The organism is Bhargavaea cecembensis DSE10, assembly GCF_000348905.1.
Taxonomy (GTDB): domain Bacteria; phylum Bacillota; class Bacilli; order Bacillales_A; family Planococcaceae; genus Bhargavaea; species Bhargavaea cecembensis.
Genome location: NZ_AOFT01000010.1, coordinates 79345 through 104953, shown reverse-complemented (window position 1 = coordinate 104953; position 25609 = coordinate 79345). Strand labels below are relative to the sequence as shown.

Sequence of the window (25609 nt, the reverse complement as noted above, 5' to 3'; positions counted from 1 at the left end):
ATTACATAAACCGGAATGGTTCGGTGATGATCGCTGATTCGATGAATTCGCAGCGGATGCCGGTTTCATTGGCATCCTGTTCAAGGCGCTCCCTGACACCGCCGACCATGATCCGTTCGATGTGATGGCCGGGATCGACAATGGATAGCCCGAGGTTGGCGGCATCCTGCGCGGTATGGAAGTCGATGTCTCCCGTCACGAGCGCATCCGCCTTTTTCCCGATTGCGGCACCGACATATTTGGCGCCGGAGCCCCCGAGCACTGCCACGGTCCGGACTTCCTCGTTTCCTCCATCTACGACACGCAGTGCAGGAACCCCAAGACGATCTTTGACATGCCCGGCGAATGTTTCCAGGGGCATCGGTTCCGGCAGGACGCCGACGCGGCCGATCCCATATTCCTCAAGTCTCTGGTCAAGCACAAAAAAGTCATAGGCCGGCTCTTCATACGGGTGGGCTTCGATCATGGCCTGCTCGACTCGGTCACGGATCGAGCCCGTCAGCACCACTTCGATTTTCGTCTCCCGGACCGCCTCAGCCTTGCCGACGCTGCCGATGTACGGGTCGGCTCCCCCAGCAGGGGTAAAGCGCCCCGTCCCTTCCAGTTCGTAGCTGCAGTGTGTATAATCCCCGATTGCGCCGGCGCCTGCATCGCCAAGCGCCTTGCGGACTTTTTCCACACTGTCATGGGGCGTGAAGACAGCCAGCTTGAACAGCGGCTCCCTGTAGGTTTCTTCCATGATCGTAATTCCGGAGAGGCCGAGCTTTTGGGCAAGCATATCATTCACGCCGCCCGGTGCCACATCCAGGTTTGTATGGGCGACGAATACGGAAATGTTGTGCCGGATGCACAGTTCCACAATTCTGCCGTGCGGCGTATCGGTCCGCACCGACTTCAGCGGACGGAACAGCGGCGGGTGATGGGCGATGATCAGCCCAGCGCCGGCTTCGGCCGCTTCCCGGACCACCTCTTCTGTCACGTCAAGAGTGACGAGGACTTTGCCGGCAGGCGCATCCGGTCTTCCGATCTGCAGCCCGACCGGATCCCAGTCGTAGGCGAATTTTTTCGGGGCCCAATTTTCCATTAGGCGGATGATGTCATTGACCGTGGTTTTCTTCTCCATTACCGAGCACCTCCAAGATTTGATCAAGTGAGCGCTTTAGTTCGGCTTCTTTGGTGTCACGCTCAGCAGAAGGGGATGCTTCCTGCATCCTGTCCAAGATCTTCCGGACCGAAGCGGCTTCCCGCTCCCACTTTTTCCTGAATGCGGGCGGCTGTCTTTCGGACAGGAACGGCCCGAACCTCAACTGCATGTCATCATAGACGGCAGTACCCCGTTCAAGCACGAGCACTTCATAGATTTTCCCGTCTTCCTCGAGGATGTCCTCGTCTGTGAGGCACCAACCGTTGGCCATCGCCCATGAGCGGATGGCCCCCGCATGGATGTTCGGCTGAAGAACCAGACGGCGGACTCCTGACAGTCGCGGTTTTCCATTTTCGAGAATTGAGGCGATCAGCGGACCTCCCATCCCTGCAATGGAAACCGTGTCAACCCCGTCCTCTTCAAGGATGGCCTCGAGGCCGTCCGCAAGGCGGGCTTCCACCTTTCCTTGCAGGCCGGTCTCCCGTATTGTCGCCTCGGCTGATTCATACGGCCCCTTGGCCACTTCACCGGCAATTCCCCTGCGGATCCGGCCTCTGAGTGCAAGGTGGGCCGGGAGGTATGCATGGTCGCTCCCGATGTCCGCCAGGACGGCATCCTCCCCGATATGCGAAGCGACTGCCTGGAGCCGCCCGGAAAGCTTGTTCACATTCATCTTCCGCACCTCCTTCTGCAATTGTAAACAACAATCCGTAAAATGTTAAAACCCTTATCCGGATTCCGGATAAGGGTTTCTAGAGCAAGTTCATTATTGAAGCGAAAGCACCCATTCAGCCATCGCATCGAGGTTCTCGTCCGGGACGAGACCGCCAGGCATTGCGCCTTTACCGTTCTTCAGAACGTCTTTGACTTCGTCTGCGCTCGAATCAAGGCCTACCAGGCTTGGTCCGACAGAGCCTTCATAGTTCTGTCCGTGGCAGGAAACACATTTTCCTTGTGCAAGTGCTTCTGGATCAAAGTCACCGGAAGAAGCTTCGTCTCCGCCTTCACCACCGGCCTCACCAGTAGTGGTATCGCCGCCGCTATCCTCGGATTGCTCCTGGTCAGCTGCGATTTCTTCCTGGTTATCCAGTCCATAAAGAGACATGAAGAAAATAAGGCCGATCCCGAGGGCCATGATCAGGATATAAGGTACGACAGGATTTCTGTTCATCGACTAAAACCCCCTTTTCCGTGAGATAGCTGTACAGTTATATACAGTGAACAATACATATTGTACTGCATTCCCACGAAAACTGAAAGCATTAGCCGGGAAGTTTTGCGACTTTGTGACAAATTCGGCAAAAGTCCGTTCGGCTTCCGGAGTTACACGCCAATCTGGCGGGCGATGACCATATGCTGGACCTCGGATGTCCCCTCGCCGATCTCCAGCAGTTTCGCGTCGCGCATATAGCGCTCCACTTCATATTCTTTCATGTACCCGTATCCTCCATGCAGCTGGATGGCCTCATCCGCCACTTCCATGGCGATTTCGGATGCGTAGAGCTTGCACATCGCAGCTTCCTTGGAAAACGGACGGCCCTGATCTTTCAGCCAGGCTGCTTTATGGACCATGGTTCTTGCCAGTTCGATCTTGAGCGCCATGTCTGCCAGCTTGAACTGGTTGACCTGAAAATCTGCAATGGCCCGGCCGAACTGCTTGCGTTCCTTGGCATATTGGAGCGAGCGGTCAAATGCAGCCTGCGCGATTCCGACTGCCATCGCCCCGATCCCGATCCGTCCGCCGTCAAGCGTCACCAGGAACTGGCGGAATCCGTTGCCCCGCTTGCCGAGCAGATTCTCCTGAGGCACCCGGACATTTTCAAGGACCAGTTCCGTCGTATTGGACGCGTTCAGTCCCATTTTCTCATAGTTGTCGATCACCTTGAATCCATCCGCATCCGTCGGAACGATGATGGCGGAAATCTCCTTTTTGCCGTCTTCCATGCCGGTGATGGCAGTAAGCGCCAGGTGTTTGGCATGGCTGGCATTGGTGATGAACACTTTGCTGCCATTGATGACGAAGTCGTCCCCCTCCGGCTTCGCCGTCGTCTGCGTGCCCCCTGCATCGGAACCGGCGTTCGGCTCCGTCAGCCCGAATGCCCCCAGTGATTCACCCGTACAGATCGGCACCAGATACCTTTGCTTTTGCTCCTCCGTCCCGAAAAGGTTCAGAGGCGCTCCCCCAAGCGAAATGTGGGCCGAGTAGGTGATCCCCGTAGAAGCGCACGCCCGGCTCAGCTCTTCCGTCACAATGGCGAAGCTGACCGTATCGGCACCTGCCCCACCGTATTTTTCGTCGAACGGAAGGCCCATCATTCCCATTTCTCCGAGCTGGCGGAAGATTTCCTTCGGGAATTCCTTTGTCCTGTCGCGCTCAATCGCCCCCGGAGCCACGACCTCGTCGGCAAATTCCCTGATCGTCTTCCGGATCATCTGCTGCTCATCAGTCAGGTCAAAGTTCATCTTGCATCCCCCTTTGTGAATACGCTTTCAAAGATAGTATAACTGAACGAGCGCTCGCTTAACAACCATGTGTGCAAATAATGGAACACCATTGCCGGAATGGCCCTTTTTCACCATCAGCAGCTTTTTGCTGTTCCGGGTTCCCAAAACAAAAAAACCGCGGTTTCGGAAGAAACCGCGGAAACTTATTCTTATTCAAGAAAATCCTTGAGCCGCTTCGACCGGGACGGGTGGCGCAGCTTGCGGAGTGCCTTTGCCTCGATCTGGCGGATCCGTTCGCGGGTGACGCCGAACACCTTTCCGACTTCTTCAAGGGTCCTGGTCCTTCCGTCATCGAGTCCGAAACGGAGACGGAGCACATTCTCCTCCCGGTCGGTCAGTGTATCCAGAACATCCTCAAGCTGCTCTTTAAGCAGTTCGTAGGCAGCATGGTCAGAAGGTGACTGAGCCTCGGAGTCCTCGATGAAATCCCCAAGATGGGAGTCATCCTCTTCCCCGATCGGCGTCTCCAGAGAAACCGGCTCCTGCGCGATTTTCAGGATTTCCCGCACCTTTTCCGCAGGAAGATCCATTTCCTCGCCGATCTCTTCCGGTGTCGGTTCGCGTCCGAGATCCTGCAGAAGCTGGCGCTGGACACGGATCAGCTTGTTGATCGTCTCGACCATGTGGACAGGGATACGGATGGTCCTGGCCTGGTCGGCGATTGCCCGTGTGATGGCCTGGCGGATCCACCACGTTGCATACGTACTGAACTTGAAGCCTTTGCGGTAATCGAACTTCTCGACCGCTTTGATCAGGCCCATGTTCCCTTCCTGAATGAGGTCAAGGAAAAGCATGCCCCGCCCTACATAACGCTTGGCGATTGAAACGACAAGTCGAAGGTTGGCCTCCGCGAGACGTTTTTTCGCTTCCTCATCCCCATCCTCGATACGTTTGGCAAGTGCGATTTCCTCTTCCGCGGAAAGGAGGTCGACACGGCCGATCTCTTTCAGATACATTCTGACAGGGTCGTTGATTTTAACACCGGGCGGCACGCTCAGGTCGTTGAGGTCAAACTCCTCTTCCTCACCTTCTTCGCCTTTCGGCCCCTTTCCTTTGCGCTCGATCTCAACTCCCTGCTCCTCGAGCTGGTCAAGGAATTCTTCGAAATGATCCGGCTCCATATCAAAAGCGGATAATTTTTCCGTTACGTAGTCAAATGACAACTCGCCGGCCTTTTTGCCCTGCTCCAGCAGTTGCGTCTTCACTTCCTCAATTGTCATTTCGTGTTCATGCTCATTAGACTGCCCTGAAAGGTCTGCCATTTTACTCCTCCTCCTGCAAAAGCCGGCACACTCAGATTGCCGACAAGGACTTTCTCAATGCGATGATTTCCCTGGATAGTTCAAGGGCGCGGCTCAGATTGCTCATCTTTTCCGCTTCCTTAGATTGCTGCAGCTTTTCGCTGATTTCCATTTCGATCCTATATTTCCTGATATGGCGCATGCTGTCCCGGATCTCTTCCTCGGCGTATTCGCCGGAAAGCTCGTTCATCGCTGTTTCCATGACGATTTTCCTCAGTTCCGGATCGTCTAGCGTTTCACAGAAGCGATGTACATCCGGTTCGCCATATTCCTCATAAAATCCTGCAAGTCTGACGAAAATCGCCGTATATTCATCATGGAAGAACGGGCTGCCTTCACCCGAGTCCCTGAACCGCGCAAACAGTGCACCGTCACGGAGCATATGGGATAAAATGATCCGCTCCGCTCTTGCCACCGGGGTCTTCCGGGTCTTTCCGCGGGGAACTGCCGGTTCGGCAGGCCGGCTTTCCGGCGGCGGTGCCTGTCTTTCTTTCCGGGTATGGCGGGCTTCCGACTTCCTGAACTGCGCAGTAAGCGCCTCAACAGAGACGCCCGTCTCCTCCGCCAGCTGCTTCAGGTACAGGTCGCGCTCGACAGGAGTCGTCTTTCCGGCCAGTTCCTCCAGAACTTCGTGGATATACTGTAGGAGGTCATTTTCATTCTTCAGGTTCTTATCGCGCTTGGCATACATCATCGAGAATGACAAAAGTGTATGCGGCTGGCCGATTATGTTTTCCCTGAATGCCTTTCCCCCATACTTTTTAAGGTAATCGTCCGGATCCAGGCCTTCGGGCACGATGGCCACCTTGGCGTCCAGGCGGTTCGAGGGGAACATCCGGCTGAACCTCCTGGCCGCCTCCCATCCCGCATTGTCGCCATCCGTACAGATGATGACCTCATTTGTCACGCGACCCAACATCGAAAGATGCTTGTCCGACATCGCCGTGCCCATGAGGGCGACACCGGCTTGTACGCCCTCCGAATCCGCAGAAATGACATCCATGAATCCTTCAAACAATATTACATTACCCGATTTACGGGCCGCGAGACGTGCATTGTGGTAATTATAGAGAATTTCGCTCTTGTTGAAGATCGGTGACTCGGGGCTGTTCAGGTACTTTGGTTCGTCCCCGGTCTTTTTGATGACCCGGCCGGAGAATCCTACCGTTTTCCCGTTCATATCATGGAGAGGAAACATGACCCGGTTCCTGAACCGGTCAAACACGCCATTACCGTTTTCGGGGATGATCGCCAATCCGGCTTCCGCAATTTCCTCATCACTGAAGCCTTTGCGCCTCAACAGGGTGACAAGCGATTCCCGGCTGCCCAACGACCAGCCGATGCCGAACTTGTCGATGGTCTCCTTTGTGAAGCCGCGTCCATAAAGATATTCGAGCGCTTCCTCCCCTTCCACTGTGTTCAGGAGCAGGTGACGATAGAATTCTTCCGCGTACCGGTGGGCATCCAGGAGCCTCCTGTGGCCGGAGGGCAGCTGCCGCCCGCCGCCGGACGCCTCACCGGTCTCAACCTCGATCCCTGACCGTGCACCAAGTTTGGCCACCGCTTCCACAAACGAAAGGTTTTCGACGTCCATGACGAATGTGATCGCATTCCCGCCTGCACCGCATCCGAAACAGTGGAACATCTGCTTGTCTTCGGATACCGAGAAGGATGGAGAGTTCTCATCGTGAAACGGGCATAGCCCGAACCAGTTCCTCCCCCTTTTCGTCAGCTGGACATATTCACCGACCAGCCCGACAATATCCGTCTGGGAGCGGATGGCCTCGATCTTCTCTTCCGGAATCCGCTTCATCCTTCACACCACACTTTCGGCCGTACTCTCGAATTCGAGATTCACGGAAAGAATCCTTCATTCTTCGACAAAAAAGTGCGCAGGAGGGAAGAAAACTGCCCACTACGCGCATTTTATTCACAATATCCAATTATAATACGCCTTACGGTGGATTTCCACCATAAGAGAAGATTTTTTGAACTTCCCGCTCTACTTTCTTCGGGACCGGCTGCAAAAAAAAGAACCGGCCTTCCGAAGAGGCGGTTCTGCCGTTCATCGTTCGCGTTTCTGTTTGATATTCAGGATGATATTCGCGGTTTCTTCCACTGCCCGGTCGGTTACATCGATGACCCTGCAGCCGATCCTGTCCGCCACCGAGTAGAAATGATCAATCTCGGCCCTGATTCTCTCGATTTTCGCATAATTTGCGTCATCTTTCAAACCGAGCGCCTTCAGCCGTTCTTTTCGGATCGAGTTCAGTTTTTCCGGTGAGATCACGAGTCCGAAACATTTGTCCGGATCAATCTTGAAAAGCTCTTCAGGCGGTTCCACTTCCGGAACAAGCGGAACGTTTGCGACCTTATAGCGCTTATGTGCCAGGTACTGGGACAGCGGAGTCTTCGACGTCCTCGACACGCCGATCAGGACAATGTCCGCAAGCAGGAGACCCCGCGGATCCCTGCCGTCATCATACTTGACCGCAAACTCGATCGCTTCAATTTTCTGGAAATAGTCTTCATCCAGCATGCGGACACGCCCGGGCTCTTCCGAAGAGCGTTCGTTGAGCGTGCTGCCGATCACATCGATGATCGGTCCGAGGAGATCGATCGAAGGGATATTCCGCCGCTCGCACTCCAGCCTGATGTATGTCCTCATCTCTTCCTTAACCAGCGTATAGAGGATGATGGCATGCTGTTCGGCAGCGATTTCCGTGATTTCTTGAAGCTGGTCTGTGGATTCCACATGCGGGATCCGCTTGACCGCGGTCGATTCAAAATCTTTTCGGAATTGGCTGATGGCCGCCTTCGCCACCAGATCTCCGGTCTCGCCGATTGAGTCGGACACGATATACATTTTTAGTTGATTCATAGGGCACCTCTCACAAATCGTGATTTTCAGCCAGCGACAGGAATGCCGAGGTGATATTTGTCTTGGTGATACGGCCGATGACAGAAAGTCCCTCTTCCGTTTCTTCGACGACCGGGAGCGCATCAATCTGCCGCTCGATCAGCACCTTCGCCACATGGACAAGGGCCTCGTTTTTCCGGCAATAAGCGATGTTCGGCATCCTCGTCATGATCATATGCACGGGAATCTTTTCCAGGTCGGTTCCGCCTATGGCTGTCCGCAGCAAATCTTTCCTGGAAAGGATCCCGGTCAGCTTGGACTGGTCATCCACGACAATCAGCGTACCGACGTCTTCAAGGAACATCTGGGTGATCGCATCGTAGACGGAAAGCGATTCCTGGACAACAACCGGAATCGACTGGAAATCCCGAACCTTCATGTTCATCATGTTCTCTGTCAGATGCTGATCCTTTTTCTTGCCCGAATAAAAGTAGCCCACGCGCGGGCGGGCGTCCAGAAAGCCTGCCATCGTCAGGATGGCGAGGTCGGGCCGGATCGTGGCGCGGGTCAGGCTGAGCCGTTCCGCGATCTGTTCGCCAGTGATCGGCCCGTCTGCCTTCACGATCTCCAGGATCTCATCCTGACGCTTATTGAGTTCCATACGACTCACATCCTGTACTTGATGGGTAATAGCCTAGTTCATTATATCCGAATCTGCATCCGATTGCGAAACGATTCATCCCATGCTACAATGTTGTCAAAGTTCATACGGCGATGAAGGGATAATCAAGTAATATCCAGCAAAAGCGAGCAGGGACGGTGAAAGCCTGCACGGATATGAAGCGGCACCCCCGAGCCGATCTCTCTGAAAGAGGGCCGGTTTCCGGCCAATCGGGGTGGAACCGCGGGTCATCAGGCACCCGTCCCCGGACGTAATGTCCGGGGACGGGTGCTTTTTCAATGGAGTGCCGCTGAACCCGGCCCGGCACCGACCCAGACATCGCCTGTATGAAAATACGAGGAGGAAACAGACATGACTTCAATGGAAACGATCGTCAATCTGGCCAAGCACCGGGGATTTGTCTTCCCGGGTTCCGACATCTATGGCGGCCTTGCCAACACATGGGATTACGGCCCGCTCGGAGTGGAGCTGAAAAACAACATCAAGAAGGCCTGGTGGAAGAAATTCGTGCAGGAGTCCCCGTACAATGTGGGCCTTGATGCCGCCATCCTCATGAACCCGAAGGTCTGGCAGGCATCGGGCCATGTCGGCAACTTCAATGACCCGATGATCGACTGCAAAAGCTGTAAAGCCCGCCACCGCGCGGATAAGCTGATTGAAAACAAACTCGAGGCCGAAGGAAATGAAATGGTCGTCGACGGCCTGCCGTTCGAGAAAATGCAGGAGCTCATCAAGGAGCATAACATCACCTGCCCGGACTGCGGCGCTCAGGACTTCACGGAGATCCGCCAGTTCAACCTGATGTTCAAGACTTCCCAGGGAGTGACAGACTCTTCCTCGAACGACATCTACCTGCGCCCGGAGACGGCACAGGGCATCTTCGTCAACTTCAAAAATGTCCAGCGGTCCATGCGCAAAAAACTGCCTTTCGGGATCGCCCAGGTCGGCAAGAGCTTCCGGAACGAAATCACACCGGGCAACTTCACTTTCCGGACACGTGAGTTCGAGCAGATGGAACTGGAATTCTTCTGCAAGCCGGGCGACGATCTCGAGTGGTACGCATACTGGCGCGACTTCTGCAAAAACTGGCTTGACCAGTTGAACATGACGGATGAAAACGTCCGCCTGCGCGAACATGAAAAAGAAGAGCTTTCCCACTACTCAAACGCGACGGTCGACATCGAATACAAATTCCCGTTCGGCTGGGGCGAACTTTGGGGCATCGCAGACCGGACCGACTTTGACCTGAAGCGACACATGGAGCATTCAGGCGAAGACTTTACCATGACGGATGCGGAAACAGGAGAAAAGTACGTACCATACTGCATCGAGCCTTCCCTCGGCGCAGACCGTGTAACGCTCGCTTTCCTCTGTGATGCCTATGAAGAAGAGAAAATCGGCGAAGATGACCAGCGCACGGTCCTCCGCTTCCACCCCGCGCTTGCGCCATTCAAGGCAGCGGTCCTTCCGCTTTCCAAGAAGCTTTCGGATGAGGCCCAGGATGTATGGGCGGAGCTGCGCAAATCATTCCCGGTGGATTATGATGAATCCCAATCGATCGGGAAACGCTACCGCCGCCAGGATGAGATCGGTACACCGTTCTGCATCACCTACGACTTTGATTCCAAGGAAGACGGACAGGTGACTGTCCGCGACCGCGACACGATGGAACAGGTCCGCATGCCGGTCAGCGAAGTCCGCGCATTTATCGAACAGCGTCTTGAATTCTGATGTCCATATCATATGAAAAAGGCAGTCCGCATCCTGCGGGCTGCCTTTGCCTGTAGACAAAGTGAGTGGATCACTCCTTTGTCTGCAGTTTTTTCTATTCCTGAAACTCCTAAGGAAATGCGTAGCATTTTCGAGGAGTCTCGGGCCCTCCGCTACAATCCGCATGAAACATTTAAAAGAACGAATGTATCCGATATTGAATGGGACTAGCTGTCATAGTACTACATGATAAAGAGGGTAAGTCGGAAAGACGCTCTCCGTTTAAGCCCAACGATGTTCGATGTGATTCATCGGAGACGGTTGCGATTGGCGCAATGACTGGGTAACCACTCGTGCTCCCGAGGTACCCATTCATCTCCCTTCACTAATCCAAAAATTGGTTTATCCTGTCTGCATCATGCGTGGTGGACTAAATGATTTCCCGGGAAAGAACGTCATTCCGAATCATCAGAGTCAGCTTCCGCCGGTCGCTCTTCCCTGCCAAATGACGGCATGCGTTCGAGCTGATCGAGGAAGGAGGCGGATTTCAGGCGGAGGCCCACCTGTTCATCATAAATGGTCCTGACGATCTTCCTCATAAATTTCTTGGTGGCGGGTTTGAGTGTCAGCTTGCCGACCTGCTCGATCGGAACCGTATAAAACGTCCGGATCAGGCGGAGATGCGAAGGCGACAGCCGGATCAGGTAGGGGTCGACATGGAAGCAGCGGTGGCAGAGGAAACCAACCTCCTGGAAGGAGAACGCGAACTCCCCTTCTGTCGCGCCGCAGCTTGCACACTGATGCAAGACAGGGTGGATCCCGGCTACGGGGAGCATTTTCCATTCCACAAACAGGGTGATCGCCTCAGGGTCGTACTCCTCATCAATGGCATGGAACGCCTGTCTGAGGAGTTCAAACTGGGCAGGAGACGGCTGATTGTCTTCGATCAGACGGTCCATCAGTTCCGCGATATAACTCGCATAGGCGGTGGCCGTGATGTCCTGGTGCAGATGGCGCATCTGGTTCAGCGTATCCCCCGACTGCAGGGTTCCCATGCCCCTACCCCTGTAGATCATGAAGATGCCGTGTGTGAATGGCTGGGTCACCGCGGCCAGACGGCTTGCCGGCTTTTTTGCCCCACGCGCCATTGCGGTCACCTTGCCGGCTTCCCTGGTCAGGAGCGTCACCACTTTATTTGTTTCCCCGTATGGGCCGGTGCGAAGGACGATCCCTTCCCATTTGTTCAGCATCGTCTTCCCTCCTTCTCCGGATGTGAAGAAAAGCGCGGGCACCCGGCCCGCGCCCCATCAGTATTCATCTTCCCGGAAACCATACTCCCTAAGCTGGTTGGCCCGGTTCCGCCAATCCTTCTGGACCTTTACCCACAGCTCCAGATACACTTTGCTGCCGAGCAGCATCTCAATGTCCTGGCGGGCACGGGTGCCGACTTCCTTGAGGAGCGCCCCGCGCTTGCCGATGACAATCCCTTTCTGGGAGTCCCGCTCGACAATGATCGTCGCGCTGACATCGACGGTTTCCTGCCCTTCCCGCTTGGCAATCCGTTCGATGACGACGGCGACCGAATGCGGGATTTCCTCACGCGTGAGATGAAGGACTTTTTCCCGGATCAGTTCAGAAATGATGAACCGCTCCGGATGGTCCGTTACCTGGTCGGCCGGATAGTACTGCGGTCCTTCCGGCAGATAATCCTTGATTACGCCCATCAGCCGGTCCACATTATTCCCTTGGAGGGCCGAGATCGGTACGATTTCGGCAAAGTCCATTTTGTTTCTGTACGATTCGATGACGCCGATGAGTTCGTCGGGATGGATCAGGTCGATCTTGTTCAGCACAAGTACGATGGGTGTTCCGCTGTCGCCGAGCATCTCCATGATGAATTCATCGCCCTTGCCGAGTGATTCATCGGCATTTGCCATGAAGAGCACCAGATCCACTTCCTTGAGCGTGTTTTTGGCCACCTTCATCATGAAGTCCCCCAGCTTATGCTTCGGCTTGTGGATGCCCGGCGTATCGATGAAAATCATCTGGCTTTCATCCGTTGTGACAACGCCCTGGACCTTGTTCCGCGTGGTCTGGGGTTTGTCGCTCATGATCGCGATTTTCTGCCCGACCACCCGGTTGAGGAAAGTCGATTTGCCGACATTCGGGCGTCCGATGATCGATATGAACCCTGACTTGAAGCCTTCACGGTTATTCAGCATGTTCCATGTCCTCCGCTTTGAAAGCCCCCGGCAAAAGTCCGCTGACGGTCGTCTTCAGGACGTCCCCCTTCAGGTTTGTCAGATACACGGGCATATCCCCGTCGCAGAATTCCGCCATGACCTGCCTGCAGGCCCCGCATGGAGAAACAGGACCCGGCGTATCCGCGACTACCGCAAGCGCCTTGAAGTCGCGTTTTCCTTCCGAGATGGCTTTGAAGAATGCCGTCCGCTCCGCACAATTGGTCATGCTGTAGCCGGAGTTCTCAATATTGCATCCGCCAAAGACTTCACCCTCTTTGGTCAGAAGTGCTGCACCCACCTGGAATTTCGAGTAAGGCACGTACGCGAGTTCGCGGGCCGTTTTTGCCCGCTCCATCAGTTGTTGTTTATCCATAGATTAACCACCTTCAAAATAAGAGATTCAGCCATTTGGGAATAAAGATCATGAATCCGATCACTGCGCTTGCAACTGCAAAGACGAGGACCGCGCCTGCGGCTGCGTCCTTCGCCTGTCCGGCAAGCGGATGATGCTCGGGGGATACGAGATCCACGACCCGTTCAATGGCTGTGTTGATCAGCTCAAGGGCGAACATTCCCCCGGACAGCAGGATGACGATCATCCATTCTGACGGGGACAGGCCGGTGACCCATCCCGCGGCGGCCGCGATTACGGCGGCAATGACGTGGAACCTGAAATTCTGCTCTGTGCGGAATCCGTGTGCAATTCCCCGCCATGCAAACCGGAACGAACAAAATAGCTTACGGATGTCCATCCGTGTCACGCCCGAGACCGAACGTCTCCAGAATTTCATCCTGGCGGCCGAACATCCTGCGTTCGTCCTCTTCGTTCATGTGATCATAGCCGAGAAGATGGAGAAATCCATGAAGTGCAAGGAAGCCGATTTCCCGTTCACGGCTGTGCCCATATTCCCCGGCCTGCCTGTCCGCCGTTTCCGTTGAGATGAGGATGTCCCCGAGCAGCCGGGGCATGCCTTCAGGACTGCTGACCCGGATTTCACCTTCGACCGTTTCTTCAAGTGCAAACGAGATAACATCGGTCGCCCGGTCTTTGTCCCGGTAATCCCGGTTGATCGTCCTGATGGATTCGTCGTCCATAAATGTAACGGATACTTCCGCCTCGCCGACCTTCTCCATATTTGCGGCATGTTCCAGCAGCCTCATGACCAGCTGCTGATCCTTTTCCCCAACTGTACCGGTTTCATCCATCATATCAATCGTCAGTGTCATATTAAGTCCTCCAGTCGGTCATTTCGGATATTCGATCCGGTTATGGAACACTCCGTTGAGTGTCGTACAGATCACTTCCCCCACAATATTCAGTTCCCTGAAACTGAGGTCGCATTCCGAAAATTGGCCGTCATTCATTTTGTCTCTGATGATGGAACGGACCAGCTGTTCGATTTTCTCGGGTGTCGGTTCTTTCATCGAGCGCACGGCCGCCTCACAGCTGTCTGCAATTGAAATGACCGCGATCTCCTTTGTCTGCGGCTTTGGACCGGGATACCGGTATGCTTCCTCGTCCACATTCTCCCCCGCCTCCCTCGCTTTCACCAGGAAGTATTTGAGCAGGGTCGTGCCGTGATGCTGCCGGGCGATATCCACAAGCTCCTTCGGCATGCCGTGCTTTTCCAGGATTTCCGCGCCATCCGCGGAATGGGCGATGATGATGTCACGGCTTTTCTCCGGAGGCAGCGAATCATGCGGGTTCGTGCCGGCCATCTGGTTTTCGATGAAAAATGCCGGGCGCCGTGTTTTCCCGATATCATGATAATAGCTTCCGACCCGGGCCAGGAGCCCATTTGCACCGATCGCCTCGCATGCCGCATCGGACAGGTTGGCGACCATGACACTGTGGTGGTATGTACCGGGGGTTTCTGTCAAAATCCTCTTCAGGAGAGGATGGTTCGGATTGGACAGTTCCACAAGCTTCAGGTCCGACAGGATACCGAACACGGTTTCAAAAAACGGCATCAGGCCGATGGTGAGCGCACCGGACAACAGACCCGAACCGAGCGCGGCCATCATGAAGAGCAGCCACTCCTGCAATCCGAAGTGTGATTGGGTCATAAGGAGATAAAACGTAATGAAAAGCGCATTGACCACTGATACGCCAAAGCTTGCCGTCAGGATCGACGACCTCCGCCCGTCACCCTGTATCAGGTAATGCCCGGCAAATCCGCCGAACAGGATATACAGCACAATCTCCATATTGGCGACCGGGGAATACCCTTCCTGAAGGAGAAGGCCGCCCGTTGCCGCGGTCAGGATCGTCAGGAGGATCGCCATCCTCCCGTCCGTCAGAAGCCGGAGAAGAAACGGCACAAGCGCTGTTGGATAGACATAGGCAAGCGCCATATTAAAGTCGATTTCCGTCGCGGCAAGCAGCTTCATCGCAACGATGGTCAGGAAATAGACAACCAGCGTGATGGACAACCATTTCTTCTTCACATACCCGGGATGCTCCAGCTGTCTGAAATGCCGGTAGATGAACCAGAAAATCAACAGCGTAAAAAGACCGAGCGCCAATACCGGCCGGAGTGATGCACTTTCGTTCAGCAGTCCGGCGAGCTCCAGCTGGCGGTGCACTTCCCTGTCAATGATCTGTCCTTCCTGGACGATGACCTGTCCCTGCAAAATACGGGTCGGTTCCACCTCGGCTTTGGCCTGCTCGATCCTTGCCTCGGTCTGCTGCTCGTCCACTTTTTCATTCACGATGATGCTGGAGCGCCCGATTTCCACCGCTGCCGGCATGAGCCCCGGCGGGACGGCGGACGTACGGATCCGGTCTTCCGATTCGTTTCTTGCATCCGCAAGGGCCGTGTCCCGGACCGGCTTCTCCATCACTTCGGATACAATTGAACTGACGGTGTCGCGGGCTTTTTCAAGCTCTGCATTGCCGGCACGCACAAGCATTCCGAGAAGGTCGTCCGACAGGCGGAATCCGCCTCCCGAATCCTCAAGATCCTCCAGTTTTTTCCGGAGATCCGATATCTGCCTGGCAGTGTCCGGAGGTTCTTCCTGGTCATCCTTGGCGGTTTCCGCTTTGGCATCCAGGGCATAGTCGAAAACGGAACGCACAACGGCTGCACTGTTTTGCGCAGCCTCCTCGTCAAAGTCGTAGACCGGGGTGACTTCGGACGCTGCGCGCTGCCGTTCCTGTTCAGTCTTGACCGGATCTTCCACCGTTTTGGTCGCCCGGATGGTTTCGTTGGCGAGGTGGAACATCCGGATATCATAGGTCTCGTCCTTTACGCTTCCGAGCATGAGGCCAAAGGCCAGGAGGGCGGAAAGCCCGAGAATGACGATGGAGAAAACGGAAAATGAAACCCTTTCAACAAGCGATTGCAACCCCTTGAACATAACAGTTCCCCCTAGCGGCGGGCAAAAACGTAATTTGCGTCGGTATCATGCAGTTTCGCGTGAGTGAACGTCCGCAGTTCATAGATTCGCGAACCCACTTATGAATTTGCGACCGCAGCATTTTTCCCCTTCCATATCTGCCGGCCTCAGCCCCGAAGACGACAAAACCGGCCGGACTCCAGCTGAGGCAGGAGTACTCGGCCGGTGAACCGTTTCGGTCACTCCCGGTGACTGCTTGCTTCGTATGCTTCGATGATCCGCGCGACGAGCGGGTGGCGGACAACATCCGCCTGCTCGAAGTGCAGGAAGCGGATTCCCTGTACCTCTTTCAGGATTCGCTGGGCGACGATCAGACCGGATTCCGTCCCGCGCGGCAGGTCGATCTGGGTCTGGTCACCCGTAATCACCATCTTTGAACCGAAGCCGAGCCGGGTCATGAACATCTTCATCTGAGCCTTTGTCGTGTTCTGCGCCTCGTCGAGGATGACAAATGCATCATCCAAAGTCCGTCCGCGCATATAGGCGAGCGGCGCAATTTCAATGGTTCCCCGTTCAATCAGCCGTTCTGTCTGTTCCGGCCCAAGCACATCGTGAAGGGAATCGTACAGCGGCCTCAGATAAGGATCGACCTTTTCTTTCAGGTCACCTGGCAGAAAGCCGAGGTTCTCCCCTGCTTCCACGGCCGGGCGCGTCAGGATGATGCGCTTGACCTGTCCATTTTTCAATGCCTGTACGGCCATTACGACGGCGAGATAGGTTTTCCCGGTGCCGGCCGGGCCGATCCCGAAGACCATGTCCTCTGCACGGATGGCATGAACATATTCGCGCTGACCGATTGTCTTGGCACGGATGGCCTTGCCTTTTGAATTTCTGGCGATCTCTTCATCGTATAGTTCTGCAAAGTATTCGATTGTCCCGTTCTTGGCCATCTCAAGGGCTGTGGACACGTCCCGGAGGTTGATGTTGATGCCCTTCCTTATGACGCGCAGCAGCTGGCTGAGGAGCTCCTGTGCGGTTCCGCGCGGTTCCTCCTCACCCTGGATCACGATGACGCCGCCCCTGGTGAGCACACGCACCCCGAGTTCTTCCTCGATCAGCTTCATGTTCTGGTCGGAGATGCCGAGCAGCATCACCGCTTCATTTGGATCTTCCACATGCAGTTGTACCGTGTTTTCTTCCAATCGATCAATCTCCTTGGGAAATATGTTTTCTTACGGCAATATTTTCATTTATGAGAAATAATACGGTCCCCTTTACTTTATCATTATCATAATGCACTCGCAAAACTTTTTCATCCTTTACAGTCGCGTCGGGATCCAGTGTGCCCAGCAGCTTTTCCTTCAAGACAGACAGGATGATTCGCTCCCCGTTTTCCTCCGTGATCTTCACTTCCCTTGCCGCACCATCACGGCTTTCTGACAAGGTCAGGAAAGAATCGAGGAAAGAGGGCAGCGGAACTTCACGCCAGGCGTTCCGGTCAGCGGCATCATTGCCGACCGAAAGCCGGTAAGCCCGTTCCCCCGGTGCCGAATACCGGATGGATGCCGGCATCTCGAACCGTGTTTCAACGTAATAGTCTCCGTAAACCTTTCCTTCCGCGCCGGTCACATGGCTGTCTTCCCGCTGCGTGACAATTCCGGAGGCGATGATGTCCCCTTTCTCCACAGTCGTATTCGGAAGGACGTTCCGGACACCGCTTGACAGCTCAAAGCGGGTAATGACCGCCCGCTTTGATGCCGCAAGATGGGCCGGGGGCAGCTTTTTGCCCGCATCTTCACCAGTCTCCGGAGCTTCGATCGGATGGACGGTCAGGCGGCCGCCGTCGCGGCTCACGCGGACCCAGCTAAGTCCCGGATCGGCGACCATCAGGTCATTCCGGATCTCGGATTCGTCCGGAACAGATCCGATCGGGATAAATGGCCGGATGCCGTTTTTTTCGAGATAGGCACTGATCCGCTCCTGCCGCTCAGGCTTTCCGCCTTCCACTCCGACCGACCAGATCAGCCCGGAGCAGGCCAGGGGCACGAACAGGAAAAGCAGGACGGCGATCACACGGAATGGGGACAGGTCCAGGATCACCCCGTCCCTTCCTGCCTGCAGCCCGAGTCTTACCCGGTATTTCCGTCTCAGCTTCCGGAGGGCGGGCATGTCCTTCCGCATCACGGAAAACCGGAGGCGTTCCCCGTCACGGCTTGCCTCCCTCAGGCGGATTCCGGAAGCGGCACAGGCCGACAGAAAAGCATCGGCTCCGCTTCCCGTCACCGTAAGCCAGACGGTTTCCCGTCCCCGCAGCCGCTTAGCCGTCCGCATGGTCCCTCGTACGGATCAGCGTGAACCGGTCCAGCCGGTCAAATGTGATCAGCGCCGCCTCGTCGCCGATCTCCTCCACCTTCACCGCTTCTCCTTCGAGTGTCATCGCATATGGCGCAAGGCGGAGACTGACCGCACGCTCGCCGATCTTCCCGATGGTGAATTTTCCGTTGAGCCGCAGCGTCTGATGGTCCTCGATTTCGAGAAAAGGGACCATCCTGAAAAATCTGCGCATACAAAAACCCCCCTTGGCCTTCAGTTTATGACAGGCTGAGGGGGGTCATTCACGCCGGCTATTGCCGGTTTATCTTCTTTTTGCTTTTGGCGGGCCGAGAATCTCCGCAAACACGATCGCACGTGCAAGTTCTTCTTCGGACCCGGGGAATAATGATTCCGGTTCTGCCGGCCCCTGTTCACGGGGAGCCGGGGCCTTTGCGCTCATACGCTCACGAATGCGCTCCGGCCGCTCGGACCGCTTGGCGGCGGAAGCCGATTCACCGGCGGTACCGGTTATAGCCTCCGCATCACGGCCTGTTCTGCGAACGGGCTCCGGCCGCTCGGGCCTAGGTTCCGCAGACCGGGGATCCGTCCTGAATTCCTTGGCTTCTTTCTGGATCTCTTTCTGCAGATCCTCATACAGCTGCTTTGTCAGGTCCTTCAGGTTTCCTGCCTGGGCAGCGGGCCGCTTGGGAGCTTCCGGACGGGGGGCCTGATTCGGCTTTTGCGCCGGCGGCTTTTGGTTTTCCTTTCCCTTGAACAGGGTGCCGATGATCAGTGAGATGATCAGCAGGATGATCGGTTCCATCAGCTCATCCCCTTTCCGTTACACCGCGGATCATTTCTGGCCGTCAGTTCGCTTGTCCTGTTCCTTGCCCATTTTGCCGAGGGTTTCACGCATGGAAGTGTCTGCCTGGATGTTCTTGTAGTTCACGTAATCCATGATGCCGATATTTCCGGAACGCAGCGCTTCTGCCATGGCAAGCGGAACTTCCGCCTCCGCCTCGACAACCTTGGCGCGCATTTCTCCGACTTTCGCGCGCATTTCCTGCTCGCTGGCGACGGCCATTGCGCGTCGCTCTTCGGCTTTTGCCTGCGCAATGTTCTTGTCGGCTTCTGCCTGCTCAGTCTGGAGCTCGGCACCGATGTTCTTGCCGATGTCCACATCCGCAATATCGATCGACAGAATTTCAAATGCCGTGCCGGCATCCAGTCCTTTTGAGAGGACTGTCTGGGAAATCATATCCGGATTTTCAAGAACGACGGTGTGGTGCTTGGAGGAACCGATGGTCGAAACGATCCCTTCGCCGACACGGGCAACGATCGTCTCTTCGCCGGCACCCCCGACGAGCCGGTCAATGTTGGCCCGGACCGTAATGCGGGATTTTGCCTTGACTTCGATTCCGTTCATCGCCACACCGGCAATAAACGGCGTTTCGATGACTTTCGGGTTGACGGACATGCTGACGGCCTCGAGCACGTCACGGCCTGCGAGGTCGATCGCTGCCGCACGTTCGAAAGTCAAAGGAATATTCGCGCGATGAGCGGCGATAAGGGCATTGACGACACGGTCCACGTTACCGCCGGCGAGATAATGGCTCTCCAGCTGGTTGATGCCCACTTCAAGCCCGGCCTTATGGGCCTTGATGAGCGGGTTGACGATCCGGCTCGGAATTACCCGGCGCAGACGCATCCCGATCAGTGTGAAGATGCTGACTTTCACGCCGGCTGCGAGTGCGGAAATCCACAGCGTGACCGGCACAAATGTAAAGAAGACGGACAGGGCGACGATCACCAGAAAAGCGACGATGATCAGCCCGATTGTTCCCAATCCAAGCATTCTGTTTCCTCCTATTCGTCGGAGGCTTCCCGGACAACAATCCTGGAGCCTTCCACTTTCGTAATCTTAACTTGCTGGTCTTTCCCGATGAATCTGCCTTCTGAGACGACATCGAGGAATTCCCCGTCAATTTCTGCCGTACCGGAAGGCCGGAGCGCTGTCACAGTCCGGGCTTTCCGGCCGATCAGTTCAAGCCGGTTGGCGTTTGACACATAGCCGCTCTCGGTGTCGGTGGCGTCTCTCAGGACGATGCGGTTAAGCAGATGGAGCCGTTTTCCAAAGAATTTCATCATGATCACCATTCCCAATATCGTGATGACCAGCGCCGTGATGACGGAAATGGCCATCCAGGCCGGGTCAGCCCCCGCCATGATGATGCCCGCGACCATCGCCACACCGCCGAGGATGCCAAGGATGCCTCCCGGTACGAACAGCTCGGCAATCAGCAGCCCGATGCCGGCCAGGAACAGCAGCAGCGATTCATAACCGGCAAGTCCCGCGACAAGATGTCCGTAGAAGAACAGGAGCAATGCCCCGACGCCCATCGATCCCGGGATGCCGAATCCTGGCGAATACAGTTCGACGACAAGCCCGAGCCCTGCAATCGACAGAAGAATCGGCACGACGACCGGGTTCGTGATGAATCGTGCCAGTTTTTCGCTGAACGTTTCATTCATCTTGACGACTTCGGCACCTTCAAGCCCAACGGTCGACAGAAGTTCATCCAGTGATGACACGGTTCCCTCGCTATATCCGACTTCCAGTGCCTCATCAGCGGAAAGCGTCAGGAGTTTTCCTTCCCCGGCGCGGTACTCAGGTAAATCGATTGAAGCATCTGCCATCGCCAGGGCATATTTCGGATCCCGGTCCTGGTCAGACGATTCGGCAGCCGCCTTCATCGACGCAAGCCACGCGCTGTTGGCTTTGTCTCCGGCAGCGTTTCCGGACTGGTCGATCACCTGCGCCGCGCCGATCCGTCCGTTCGGATGCATATAGATCTCGTCAGCATGCAGCGCCAGGAATGCGCCCGCAGACAGGGCATCGCGGTTGATAAACGCAATCGTGCGGAGCTTCGTTTCATCCATCAGCTTGGCGATCCGGCCAGCGGCATCCACGAACCCTCCCGGTGTATTGATCTCCAGGACGATCGTTTCGGCGCCGGCCTTTTCGGCTTCTTTAAATGAGCGGTCCAGGAACTCGTACAGTCCCCGTTCGACTTCATTTTCCAATGGCACGTGGTAAACTTTGCCGCTATCCGCCCCGGCATGTGGAATCGCCATGAGGAACAGGGCGGCAAACAGAAGGAGGCCGCGGATCAAGCGGATTCCTTTCAAGTCTTCACCCCCATTCGTCTCTCCGTCCATTATAGGTGATTCTACGGATGAACGAAGCAAAAAGTTTCATGAAAATGAAATAAACCGGAAAATCCCAAGGGACTTTCCGGTTTTGCATACATTATCTGATTCTGGCCATTCCTGTTATGGAGGCAGGGATGGTGAGGGGGATCAGTATTTGCGCTTGCGGGCTGCTTCGGACTTTTTCTTCCGCTTAATGCTCGGCTTCTCATAGTACTCGCGTTTGCGGGCCTCTTGGATCGTGCCCGATTTGGAAACACCACGTTTGAAGCGGCGAAGAGCATCTTCAAGCGATTCGTTTTTACGAACGACAGTTTTTGTCATGTCTTTTCCCCTCCCTCCGTACGCACTTCCATACATGAAAACACGTCATGTACTCAGAAATTATAGCTTATATACTGGCGCCGGTCAATATATATCTTTTATTTTGGGATGCATCTTTTCCAGAGAGCTCAGTAATCTTCGGACGAAGTGAGCCCCTGCATGATCTTGACGCCGGAGCTGGCGCCGATCCTTGTGGCGCCGGCCTCTGCCATTGCCTGCAGATCTTCCAGGCTGCGAACGCCCCCGGAAGCCTTTACGCCCATCTCATCACCGACTGTCAGGCGCATCAGCGCGACATCTTCGACCGTCGCACCCCCCGTTGAGAATCCGGTCGACGTCTTAACGAAGTCTGCCCCGGCCTGCTTGGACAGGCGGCAGGCGATGATTTTCTCATCATTGGTGAGTAGGCAGGTCTCGATGATCACTTTGACGATAGCCTTTCCGGCGGCCGCTTCCACGACTGCGCGGATGTCCGCTTCGACGGTTTCTTCATCGCCGCTTTTCAGTGCGCCGATGTTGATCACCATATCGATTTCCTGGGCGCCTTTTTCAATGGCATCCTTTGTTTCGAAAGCCTTTGTCTCTTTTGTGCCGGCACCAAGCGGGAATCCGATGACCGTGCAGACTTTCACATCAGAGCCCGACAGCTCGGATGCTGCCGTCTCCACCCAGTAAGGATTTACGCACACCGAAGCGAACTGGTACTCTCTCGCCTCGCTGCAAAGCTTTACGATCTGTTCTTTCGTCACTTCCGGCTTCAGAAGCGTATGGTCAATCATTGATGCGACATTGATGCTCATGGCAGATCCTCCTAAAATGACCCGTGGGGTCTATTGACTGATTTCTCCGAGACCTTTCCGCTCCGACATAATACGCCCGGAAGCCGGGAATCCGGCTCCGGGCGATGCCTGCTCAGGCGACAGGTTCCGGATTGTCCTCGATCACGCGGACAAAGGCACCTTCGTTGTAAGGATAGCCGGCCTTTGTGATCTTGACACGGACTATTTTGCCGACCATCGATTCGTCGGCAGGAATGACGACTTTCATGTAGTTGTCGGTATAGCCCTCGTAGAGGCCGCTTTCCGGATCCTCCTTAAAGCGCTCTTCGGGGATCATCTCAAGCACCTGGCCCTCGTAGGCAGAGGCGTATTCCTTCGCCAGCTGTTTGTTCAGTTCAAGGAGGCGGTGAACGCGTTCGTTCTTCACTTCTTCATCGATCTGGTTATCCATCCGGGCAGCCGGCGTACCAATCCGCATCGAATATGGGAAAACGTGAAGCTCTGCAAAACGGTGGTCACGGATGAATGTGAATGTCTCCATGAACTCTTCCTCCGTTTCGCCCGGGAATCCGACGATGACGTCAGAGGTCAGGGCAAAGTCCGGGAGCGCTTCGCGAAGCCGCTCCAGACGATCCGCGAAGAAGGCCATCGTATACTTCCTGCGCATCCGCTTCAGCACGGTATCAGAACCCGACTGGATCGGAATATGAAGATGGCGGACGACGATATTGGATTCCTTAAGGACGCCGATCACCTCATCGGTCAGCTGGCTTGCTTCGATCGAGGAAATCCGCAGGCGCTTGAGCCCGGGGACCTTCGCCTCGATGTCACGGAGAAGCTGTGCCAGGTTGTAGTCCTTCAGATCCTCCCCGTATCCGCCTGTGTGGATGCCGGTCAGCACGATCTCCTTGTAGCCTGCCTCCACAAGCTGCTGCGCCTGGTGGATAACTTCTTCCGGGTCGCGGGAACGCATCAGCCCGCGTGCCCAAGGAATGATGCAGAATGTGCAGAAGTTGTTGCATCCTTCCTGGATTTTCAGCGACGCCCGTGTCCTGTCGGTGAATGACGGAACATCCAATTCCTCATAGACACGGTTCTTCATGATGTTTCCGACCGCATTGATCGGCTGGCGTTCCTGCCTGTATTGTTCGATGTAGCCGAGCAGCTTTGTGCGGTCCTGGGTGCCGACGACGATGTCGACGCCCGGAATCTCCATGATCTCGGCCGAAGATGTCTGGGCATAGCAGCCCGTGACGCATACGACGGCATCCGGGTTCGTCCGGATGGCACGCCGGATCACCTGCCGGCTTTTTTTGTCACTTGTATTCGTGACGGTGCATGTATTCACGACGTAGACATCCGCACGGCCCTCAAATTCCGCCCTTTCGTAGCCGGCGTCCTTGAAAAGCTGCCAGATGGCTTCCGTCTCATAATGGTTCACTTTGCAGCCCAATGTGTGGAAGGCAACTGTCGACATGGGGCTCACCTCTTTCCTTCTATTTCGCTTGAAATGGCGGACAGCGCATAAAGCGGTGCCGTTTCTGCCCTGAGGATGCGCGGCCCGAGCGCAATGGGCCTGAAGCCCGCTTCCCGGAACCGATCCGCTTCCGCGCGGCTGATGCCGCCTTCGGGTCCGAAGACGGCCAGTACCTTCTGACCATGATACACGTTTTCAAGCAGGGCGGCAATCGAGTCCCCGCTCCGGTCCTTGGCGGCTTCCTCATCGGCGATGAGAAGCAGGTCGAATGATTCGGCAAGCCGGATCAGCCCATCAAGTCCGGTCACATCCGAGATTTCGGGAATGACGCTCCGGTGTGACTGCTCTGCCGCTTCTTTCGCGATTTTCCTGAGCCGGTCGATCTTTTTGCCGCTTTTTTTGCTGTCCCATTTCACGATGGAGCGCTCTGCCCCGAAAGGCACCAGCCCGGCCATTCCCAGCTCGGTCCCCTTCTGGACGATCAGGTCCAGTTTGTCACCCTTGGGAAGGCCTGCGGCGACCGTCACATGTACCGGCATCTCATTTGATGGGAGTGCTTCCCCGCTCCTGCGGATTGCCACCTCGCCGTCAGAGAGTGAAATGATTTCAGACTCGAAAGCTTCACCGCCGGATACCGCAATCAGCCTCCCGCCTTCGGCCATCCGCATCACTTTCGTGATATGCCGTGCATCATCTCCGGAAATCACTGCCCCGCCGCCGGTGCCGAACGGGGTGTCAAGAAAGTATCTCTGCATCCGTTCCACCCGCTTCCGGTTTTCGCGCGATGATGGCGGTCCAGTCTTCCATGACCATCACTTCCTCGATGCTGAAGCCGGAAGCTGCAAGCGCATCTTTTACTTCATCCTTTTTCTGGGCGATGATGCCGGATGTAATGAATAGCCCTCCCGGCTTCAGGGTCCGGTAAGCATCATCCGTGAATGTGACGATCACTTCCGCCAGGATATTGGCGACTGCGATATCCGGCCGGCCATCATAGGCATCCAGAAGATTTCCGTGACGGACGTCGATCTGTCCGGCGAGGCCGTTAAGCTCCGCGTTCTGGCGGGCGGACTCTACGGCGACCTCGTCAAGGTCTAGTGCCGTGATCCGGCCTGCACCAAGCAGTGCGGCACCAATGGACAGGACGCCGGAGCCTGTGCCGATATCGACCACTTCGTCACCTTCACAGACCGTCTTTTCCAGTGCCTGAAGGCACATGACCGTCGTCGGGTGTGTGCCCGTGCCGAATGCCATGCCCGGGTCCAGCTCGATGATCAGTTCATCCGTGCTGAGCCGCTCATAGTCTTCCCAAGTCGGCACAATCGTGAACCGCTTTGAAATCTTGACAGGATGATAATAGTCCTTCCAGGCGGTCGACCAGTCCTCCTCGTCCACTTCCGATTGAGTGACAGAGTTCGGGCCGATATCAAGACCGTAGGAGACCAGATTGGATATTTCGTTTTTCAGTTCGTTCACCGTCTCGGGCAGGAAGCTGTTCACCGGCAGGTAGGCCTTGACGATGGCCCCCTCGGCCGGATAATCCGCCCTGTCCAGTTCGTAGAGCTCGCCGAACCGGGTATCATGCTCGAGATCCGGTTCCCTGGAGTCTTCGATCACGACGCCGCTCGCTCCCGCTTCATAAAGGAGGTTCGAAACGGCTTCGACCGCCTCTGTGGAAGTGTGTACCGAGATTTCCGCCCATTTCATGTAGAATCAGCCCTT

General features: G+C 55.7%; 26 protein-coding genes. 1 reads left to right on the top strand and 25 read right to left on the bottom strand.

The window, feature by feature from the left end; translation table 11 throughout:
- Window position 1: 1 nt before the first annotated feature.
- From C772_RS10745 to C772_RS10710, 8 genes are all read right to left on the bottom strand, one after another.
- Window positions 2–1123 carry a Nif3-like dinuclear metal center hexameric protein gene (locus C772_RS10745; RefSeq protein WP_008299931.1) on the bottom strand — a complete coding sequence of 374 codons (1122 nt, stop codon included), beginning with the start codon at window positions 1121–1123 and terminating at the stop codon, window positions 2–4.
- The gene (locus C772_RS10740) at window positions 1098–1817 is read right to left on the bottom strand and encodes a tRNA (adenine(22)-N(1))-methyltransferase (protein ID WP_008299930.1); all 720 of its coding nucleotides are present in this window, start codon (window positions 1815–1817) and stop codon (window positions 1098–1100) included. The genes C772_RS10745 and C772_RS10740 overlap by 26 nt, the downstream gene beginning before the upstream one ends.
- 93 nt (window positions 1818–1910) lie before the next feature.
- On the bottom strand, window positions 1911–2315 hold the full coding sequence (gene cccA, locus C772_RS10735; protein ID WP_008299928.1) for a cytochrome c550: 405 nt from the start codon (window positions 2313–2315) through the stop codon (window positions 1911–1913).
- A gap of 152 nt (window positions 2316–2467) precedes the next feature.
- Window positions 2468–3607 carry an acyl-CoA dehydrogenase family protein gene (locus tag C772_RS10730; protein WP_008299926.1) on the bottom strand — a complete coding sequence of 380 codons (1140 nt, stop codon included), beginning with the start codon at window positions 3605–3607 and terminating at the stop codon, window positions 2468–2470.
- A 191-nt stretch (window positions 3608–3798) separates the two neighbouring features.
- Window positions 3799–4911: an RNA polymerase sigma factor RpoD gene (rpoD, locus tag C772_RS10725; RefSeq protein WP_008299924.1), complete on the bottom strand. Its 1113-nt coding sequence runs from the start codon at window positions 4909–4911 to the stop codon at window positions 3799–3801.
- A gap of 31 nt (window positions 4912–4942) precedes the next feature.
- The gene (gene dnaG / locus C772_RS10720; protein ID WP_008299923.1) at window positions 4943–6763 is read right to left on the bottom strand and encodes a DNA primase; all 1821 of its coding nucleotides are present in this window, start codon (window positions 6761–6763) and stop codon (window positions 4943–4945) included.
- Between the two features lie 252 nt (window positions 6764–7015).
- On the bottom strand, window positions 7016–7831 hold the full coding sequence (locus tag C772_RS10715; protein ID WP_008299922.1) for a pyruvate, water dikinase regulatory protein: 816 nt from the start codon (window positions 7829–7831) through the stop codon (window positions 7016–7018).
- Between the two features lie 10 nt (window positions 7832–7841).
- On the bottom strand, window positions 7842–8480 hold the full coding sequence (locus tag C772_RS10710) for a helix-turn-helix transcriptional regulator (protein WP_200858849.1): 639 nt from the start codon (window positions 8478–8480) through the stop codon (window positions 7842–7844).
- Between the two features lie 363 nt (window positions 8481–8843).
- Here C772_RS10710 and C772_RS10705 point away from each other — a divergent pair, with 363 nt between their 5' ends.
- Complete coding sequence (locus C772_RS10705; protein WP_008299920.1) at window positions 8844–10223, top strand: glycine--tRNA ligase; 1380 nt, start codon at window positions 8844–8846, stop codon at window positions 10221–10223.
- Between the two features lie 434 nt (window positions 10224–10657).
- On the opposite strand, the gene recO is transcribed toward C772_RS10705, so the two are convergent.
- The 17 genes from recO to prmA form a co-directional block, all read right to left on the bottom strand.
- Window positions 10658–11452, bottom strand: coding sequence for a DNA repair protein RecO (gene recO / locus C772_RS10700; RefSeq protein WP_008299919.1), 795 nt, complete (start codon window positions 11450–11452; stop codon window positions 10658–10660).
- A 57-nt stretch (window positions 11453–11509) separates the two neighbouring features.
- On the bottom strand, window positions 11510–12424 hold the full coding sequence (gene era / locus C772_RS10695) for a GTPase Era (RefSeq protein WP_008299918.1): 915 nt from the start codon (window positions 12422–12424) through the stop codon (window positions 11510–11512).
- The gene (locus C772_RS10690; RefSeq protein ID WP_008299917.1) at window positions 12414–12818 is read right to left on the bottom strand and encodes a cytidine deaminase; all 405 of its coding nucleotides are present in this window, start codon (window positions 12816–12818) and stop codon (window positions 12414–12416) included. Before C772_RS10690 ends, era begins: the two co-directional genes overlap by 11 nt.
- A gap of 13 nt (window positions 12819–12831) precedes the next feature.
- The gene (locus tag C772_RS10685) at window positions 12832–13197 is read right to left on the bottom strand and encodes a diacylglycerol kinase family protein (RefSeq protein ID WP_035002132.1); all 366 of its coding nucleotides are present in this window, start codon (window positions 13195–13197) and stop codon (window positions 12832–12834) included.
- Window positions 13184–13672, bottom strand: coding sequence for an rRNA maturation RNase YbeY (gene ybeY / locus C772_RS10680; protein WP_008299913.1), 489 nt, complete (start codon window positions 13670–13672; stop codon window positions 13184–13186). The genes C772_RS10685 and ybeY overlap by 14 nt, the downstream gene beginning before the upstream one ends.
- Before the next feature lie 18 nt (window positions 13673–13690).
- Window positions 13691–15805, bottom strand: a complete 2115-nt coding sequence (locus C772_RS10675; RefSeq protein WP_008299912.1) for an HD family phosphohydrolase — start codon at window positions 15803–15805, stop codon at window positions 13691–13693.
- Window positions 15806–16023: 218 nt separating this feature from the next.
- Window positions 16024–16986, bottom strand: a complete 963-nt coding sequence (locus tag C772_RS10670) for a PhoH family protein (protein WP_008299910.1) — start codon at window positions 16984–16986, stop codon at window positions 16024–16026.
- A gap of 4 nt (window positions 16987–16990) precedes the next feature.
- Window positions 16991–18115, bottom strand: coding sequence for a sporulation protein YqfD (locus C772_RS10665; RefSeq protein WP_008299908.1), 1125 nt, complete (start codon window positions 18113–18115; stop codon window positions 16991–16993).
- Window positions 18102–18350, bottom strand: a complete 249-nt coding sequence (locus C772_RS10660; RefSeq protein WP_008299906.1) for a hypothetical protein — start codon at window positions 18348–18350, stop codon at window positions 18102–18104. Before C772_RS10660 ends, C772_RS10665 begins: the two co-directional genes overlap by 14 nt.
- A gap of 69 nt (window positions 18351–18419) precedes the next feature.
- Window positions 18420–18920, bottom strand: a complete 501-nt coding sequence (locus tag C772_RS10655) for a hypothetical protein (RefSeq protein ID WP_008299903.1) — start codon at window positions 18918–18920, stop codon at window positions 18420–18422.
- Between the two features lie 30 nt (window positions 18921–18950).
- Window positions 18951–19952, bottom strand: coding sequence for a flotillin-like protein FloA (gene floA, locus C772_RS10650; protein WP_008299901.1), 1002 nt, complete (start codon window positions 19950–19952; stop codon window positions 18951–18953).
- 11 nt (window positions 19953–19963) lie between these two features.
- Complete coding sequence (locus C772_RS10645; protein ID WP_035002128.1) at window positions 19964–21286, bottom strand: NfeD family protein; 1323 nt, start codon at window positions 21284–21286, stop codon at window positions 19964–19966.
- A 171-nt stretch (window positions 21287–21457) separates the two neighbouring features.
- Window positions 21458–21631, bottom strand: coding sequence for a 30S ribosomal protein S21 (gene rpsU, locus C772_RS10640; RefSeq protein WP_008299898.1), 174 nt, complete (start codon window positions 21629–21631; stop codon window positions 21458–21460).
- A gap of 128 nt (window positions 21632–21759) precedes the next feature.
- A complete protein-coding gene (gene deoC / locus C772_RS10635) occupies window positions 21760–22431 on the bottom strand; it encodes a deoxyribose-phosphate aldolase (protein ID WP_008299897.1) in 672 nt (223 codons plus the stop codon).
- 112 nt (window positions 22432–22543) lie between these two features.
- Window positions 22544–23887, bottom strand: a complete 1344-nt coding sequence (gene mtaB / locus C772_RS10630; RefSeq protein WP_008299895.1) for a tRNA (N(6)-L-threonylcarbamoyladenosine(37)-C(2))-methylthiotransferase MtaB — start codon at window positions 23885–23887, stop codon at window positions 22544–22546.
- 5 nt (window positions 23888–23892) lie between these two features.
- On the bottom strand, window positions 23893–24642 hold the full coding sequence (locus tag C772_RS10625; protein WP_008299894.1) for a 16S rRNA (uracil(1498)-N(3))-methyltransferase: 750 nt from the start codon (window positions 24640–24642) through the stop codon (window positions 23893–23895).
- On the bottom strand, window positions 24623–25594 hold the full coding sequence (prmA, locus tag C772_RS10620) for a 50S ribosomal protein L11 methyltransferase (RefSeq protein ID WP_008299892.1): 972 nt from the start codon (window positions 25592–25594) through the stop codon (window positions 24623–24625). The genes C772_RS10625 and prmA overlap by 20 nt, the downstream gene beginning before the upstream one ends.
- Window positions 25595–25609 lie beyond the last annotated feature (15 nt).

What these genes read in the sequence shown, in the direction of transcription:
- C772_RS10745 (WP_008299931.1), bottom strand. Translation starts at nt 1,123, where the DNA reads ATGGAGAAGAAAACCACGGTCAATGACATCATCCGCCTAATGGAAAAT.
- C772_RS10740 (WP_008299930.1), bottom strand. Translation starts at nt 1,817, where the DNA reads ATGAATGTGAACAAGCTTTCCGGGCGGCTCCAGGCAGTCGCTTCGCAT.
- cccA (WP_008299928.1), bottom strand. Translation starts at nt 2,315, where the DNA reads ATGAACAGAAATCCTGTCGTACCTTATATCCTGATCATGGCCCTCGGG.
- C772_RS10730 (WP_008299926.1), bottom strand. Translation starts at nt 3,607, where the DNA reads ATGAACTTTGACCTGACTGATGAGCAGCAGATGATCCGGAAGACGATC.
- rpoD (WP_008299924.1), bottom strand. Translation starts at nt 4,911, where the DNA reads ATGGCAGACCTTTCAGGGCAGTCTAATGAGCATGAACACGAAATGACA.
- dnaG (WP_008299923.1), bottom strand. Translation starts at nt 6,763, where the DNA reads ATGAAGCGGATTCCGGAAGAGAAGATCGAGGCCATCCGCTCCCAGACG.
- C772_RS10715 (WP_008299922.1), bottom strand. Translation starts at nt 7,831, where the DNA reads ATGAATCAACTAAAAATGTATATCGTGTCCGACTCAATCGGCGAGACC.
- C772_RS10705 (WP_008299920.1), top strand. Translation starts at nt 8,844, where the DNA reads ATGACTTCAATGGAAACGATCGTCAATCTGGCCAAGCACCGGGGATTT.
- recO (WP_008299919.1), bottom strand. Translation starts at nt 11,452, where the DNA reads ATGCTGAACAAATGGGAAGGGATCGTCCTTCGCACCGGCCCATACGGG.
- era (WP_008299918.1), bottom strand. Translation starts at nt 12,424, where the DNA reads ATGCTGAATAACCGTGAAGGCTTCAAGTCAGGGTTCATATCGATCATC.
- C772_RS10690 (WP_008299917.1), bottom strand. Translation starts at nt 12,818, where the DNA reads ATGGATAAACAACAACTGATGGAGCGGGCAAAAACGGCCCGCGAACTC.
- C772_RS10685 (WP_035002132.1), bottom strand. Translation starts at nt 13,197, where the DNA reads ATGGACATCCGTAAGCTATTTTGTTCGTTCCGGTTTGCATGGCGGGGA.
- ybeY (WP_008299913.1), bottom strand. Translation starts at nt 13,672, where the DNA reads ATGACACTGACGATTGATATGATGGATGAAACCGGTACAGTTGGGGAA.
- C772_RS10675 (WP_008299912.1), bottom strand. Translation starts at nt 15,805, where the DNA reads ATGTTCAAGGGGTTGCAATCGCTTGTTGAAAGGGTTTCATTTTCCGTT.
- C772_RS10665 (WP_008299908.1), bottom strand. Translation starts at nt 18,115, where the DNA reads ATGCGGACGGCTAAGCGGCTGCGGGGACGGGAAACCGTCTGGCTTACG.
- C772_RS10660 (WP_008299906.1), bottom strand. Translation starts at nt 18,350, where the DNA reads ATGCGCAGATTTTTCAGGATGGTCCCTTTTCTCGAAATCGAGGACCAT.
- C772_RS10655 (WP_008299903.1), bottom strand. Translation starts at nt 18,920, where the DNA reads ATGGAACCGATCATCCTGCTGATCATCTCACTGATCATCGGCACCCTG.
- floA (WP_008299901.1), bottom strand. Translation starts at nt 19,952, where the DNA reads ATGCTTGGATTGGGAACAATCGGGCTGATCATCGTCGCTTTTCTGGTG.
- rpsU (WP_008299898.1), bottom strand. Translation starts at nt 21,631, where the DNA reads ATGACAAAAACTGTCGTTCGTAAAAACGAATCGCTTGAAGATGCTCTT.
- deoC (WP_008299897.1), bottom strand. Translation starts at nt 22,431, where the DNA reads ATGAGCATCAATGTCGCATCAATGATTGACCATACGCTTCTGAAGCCG.
- mtaB (WP_008299895.1), bottom strand. Translation starts at nt 23,887, where the DNA reads ATGTCGACAGTTGCCTTCCACACATTGGGCTGCAAAGTGAACCATTAT.
- C772_RS10625 (WP_008299894.1), bottom strand. Translation starts at nt 24,642, where the DNA reads ATGCAGAGATACTTTCTTGACACCCCGTTCGGCACCGGCGGCGGGGCA.
- prmA (WP_008299892.1), bottom strand. Translation starts at nt 25,594, where the DNA reads ATGAAATGGGCGGAAATCTCGGTACACACTTCCACAGAGGCGGTCGAA.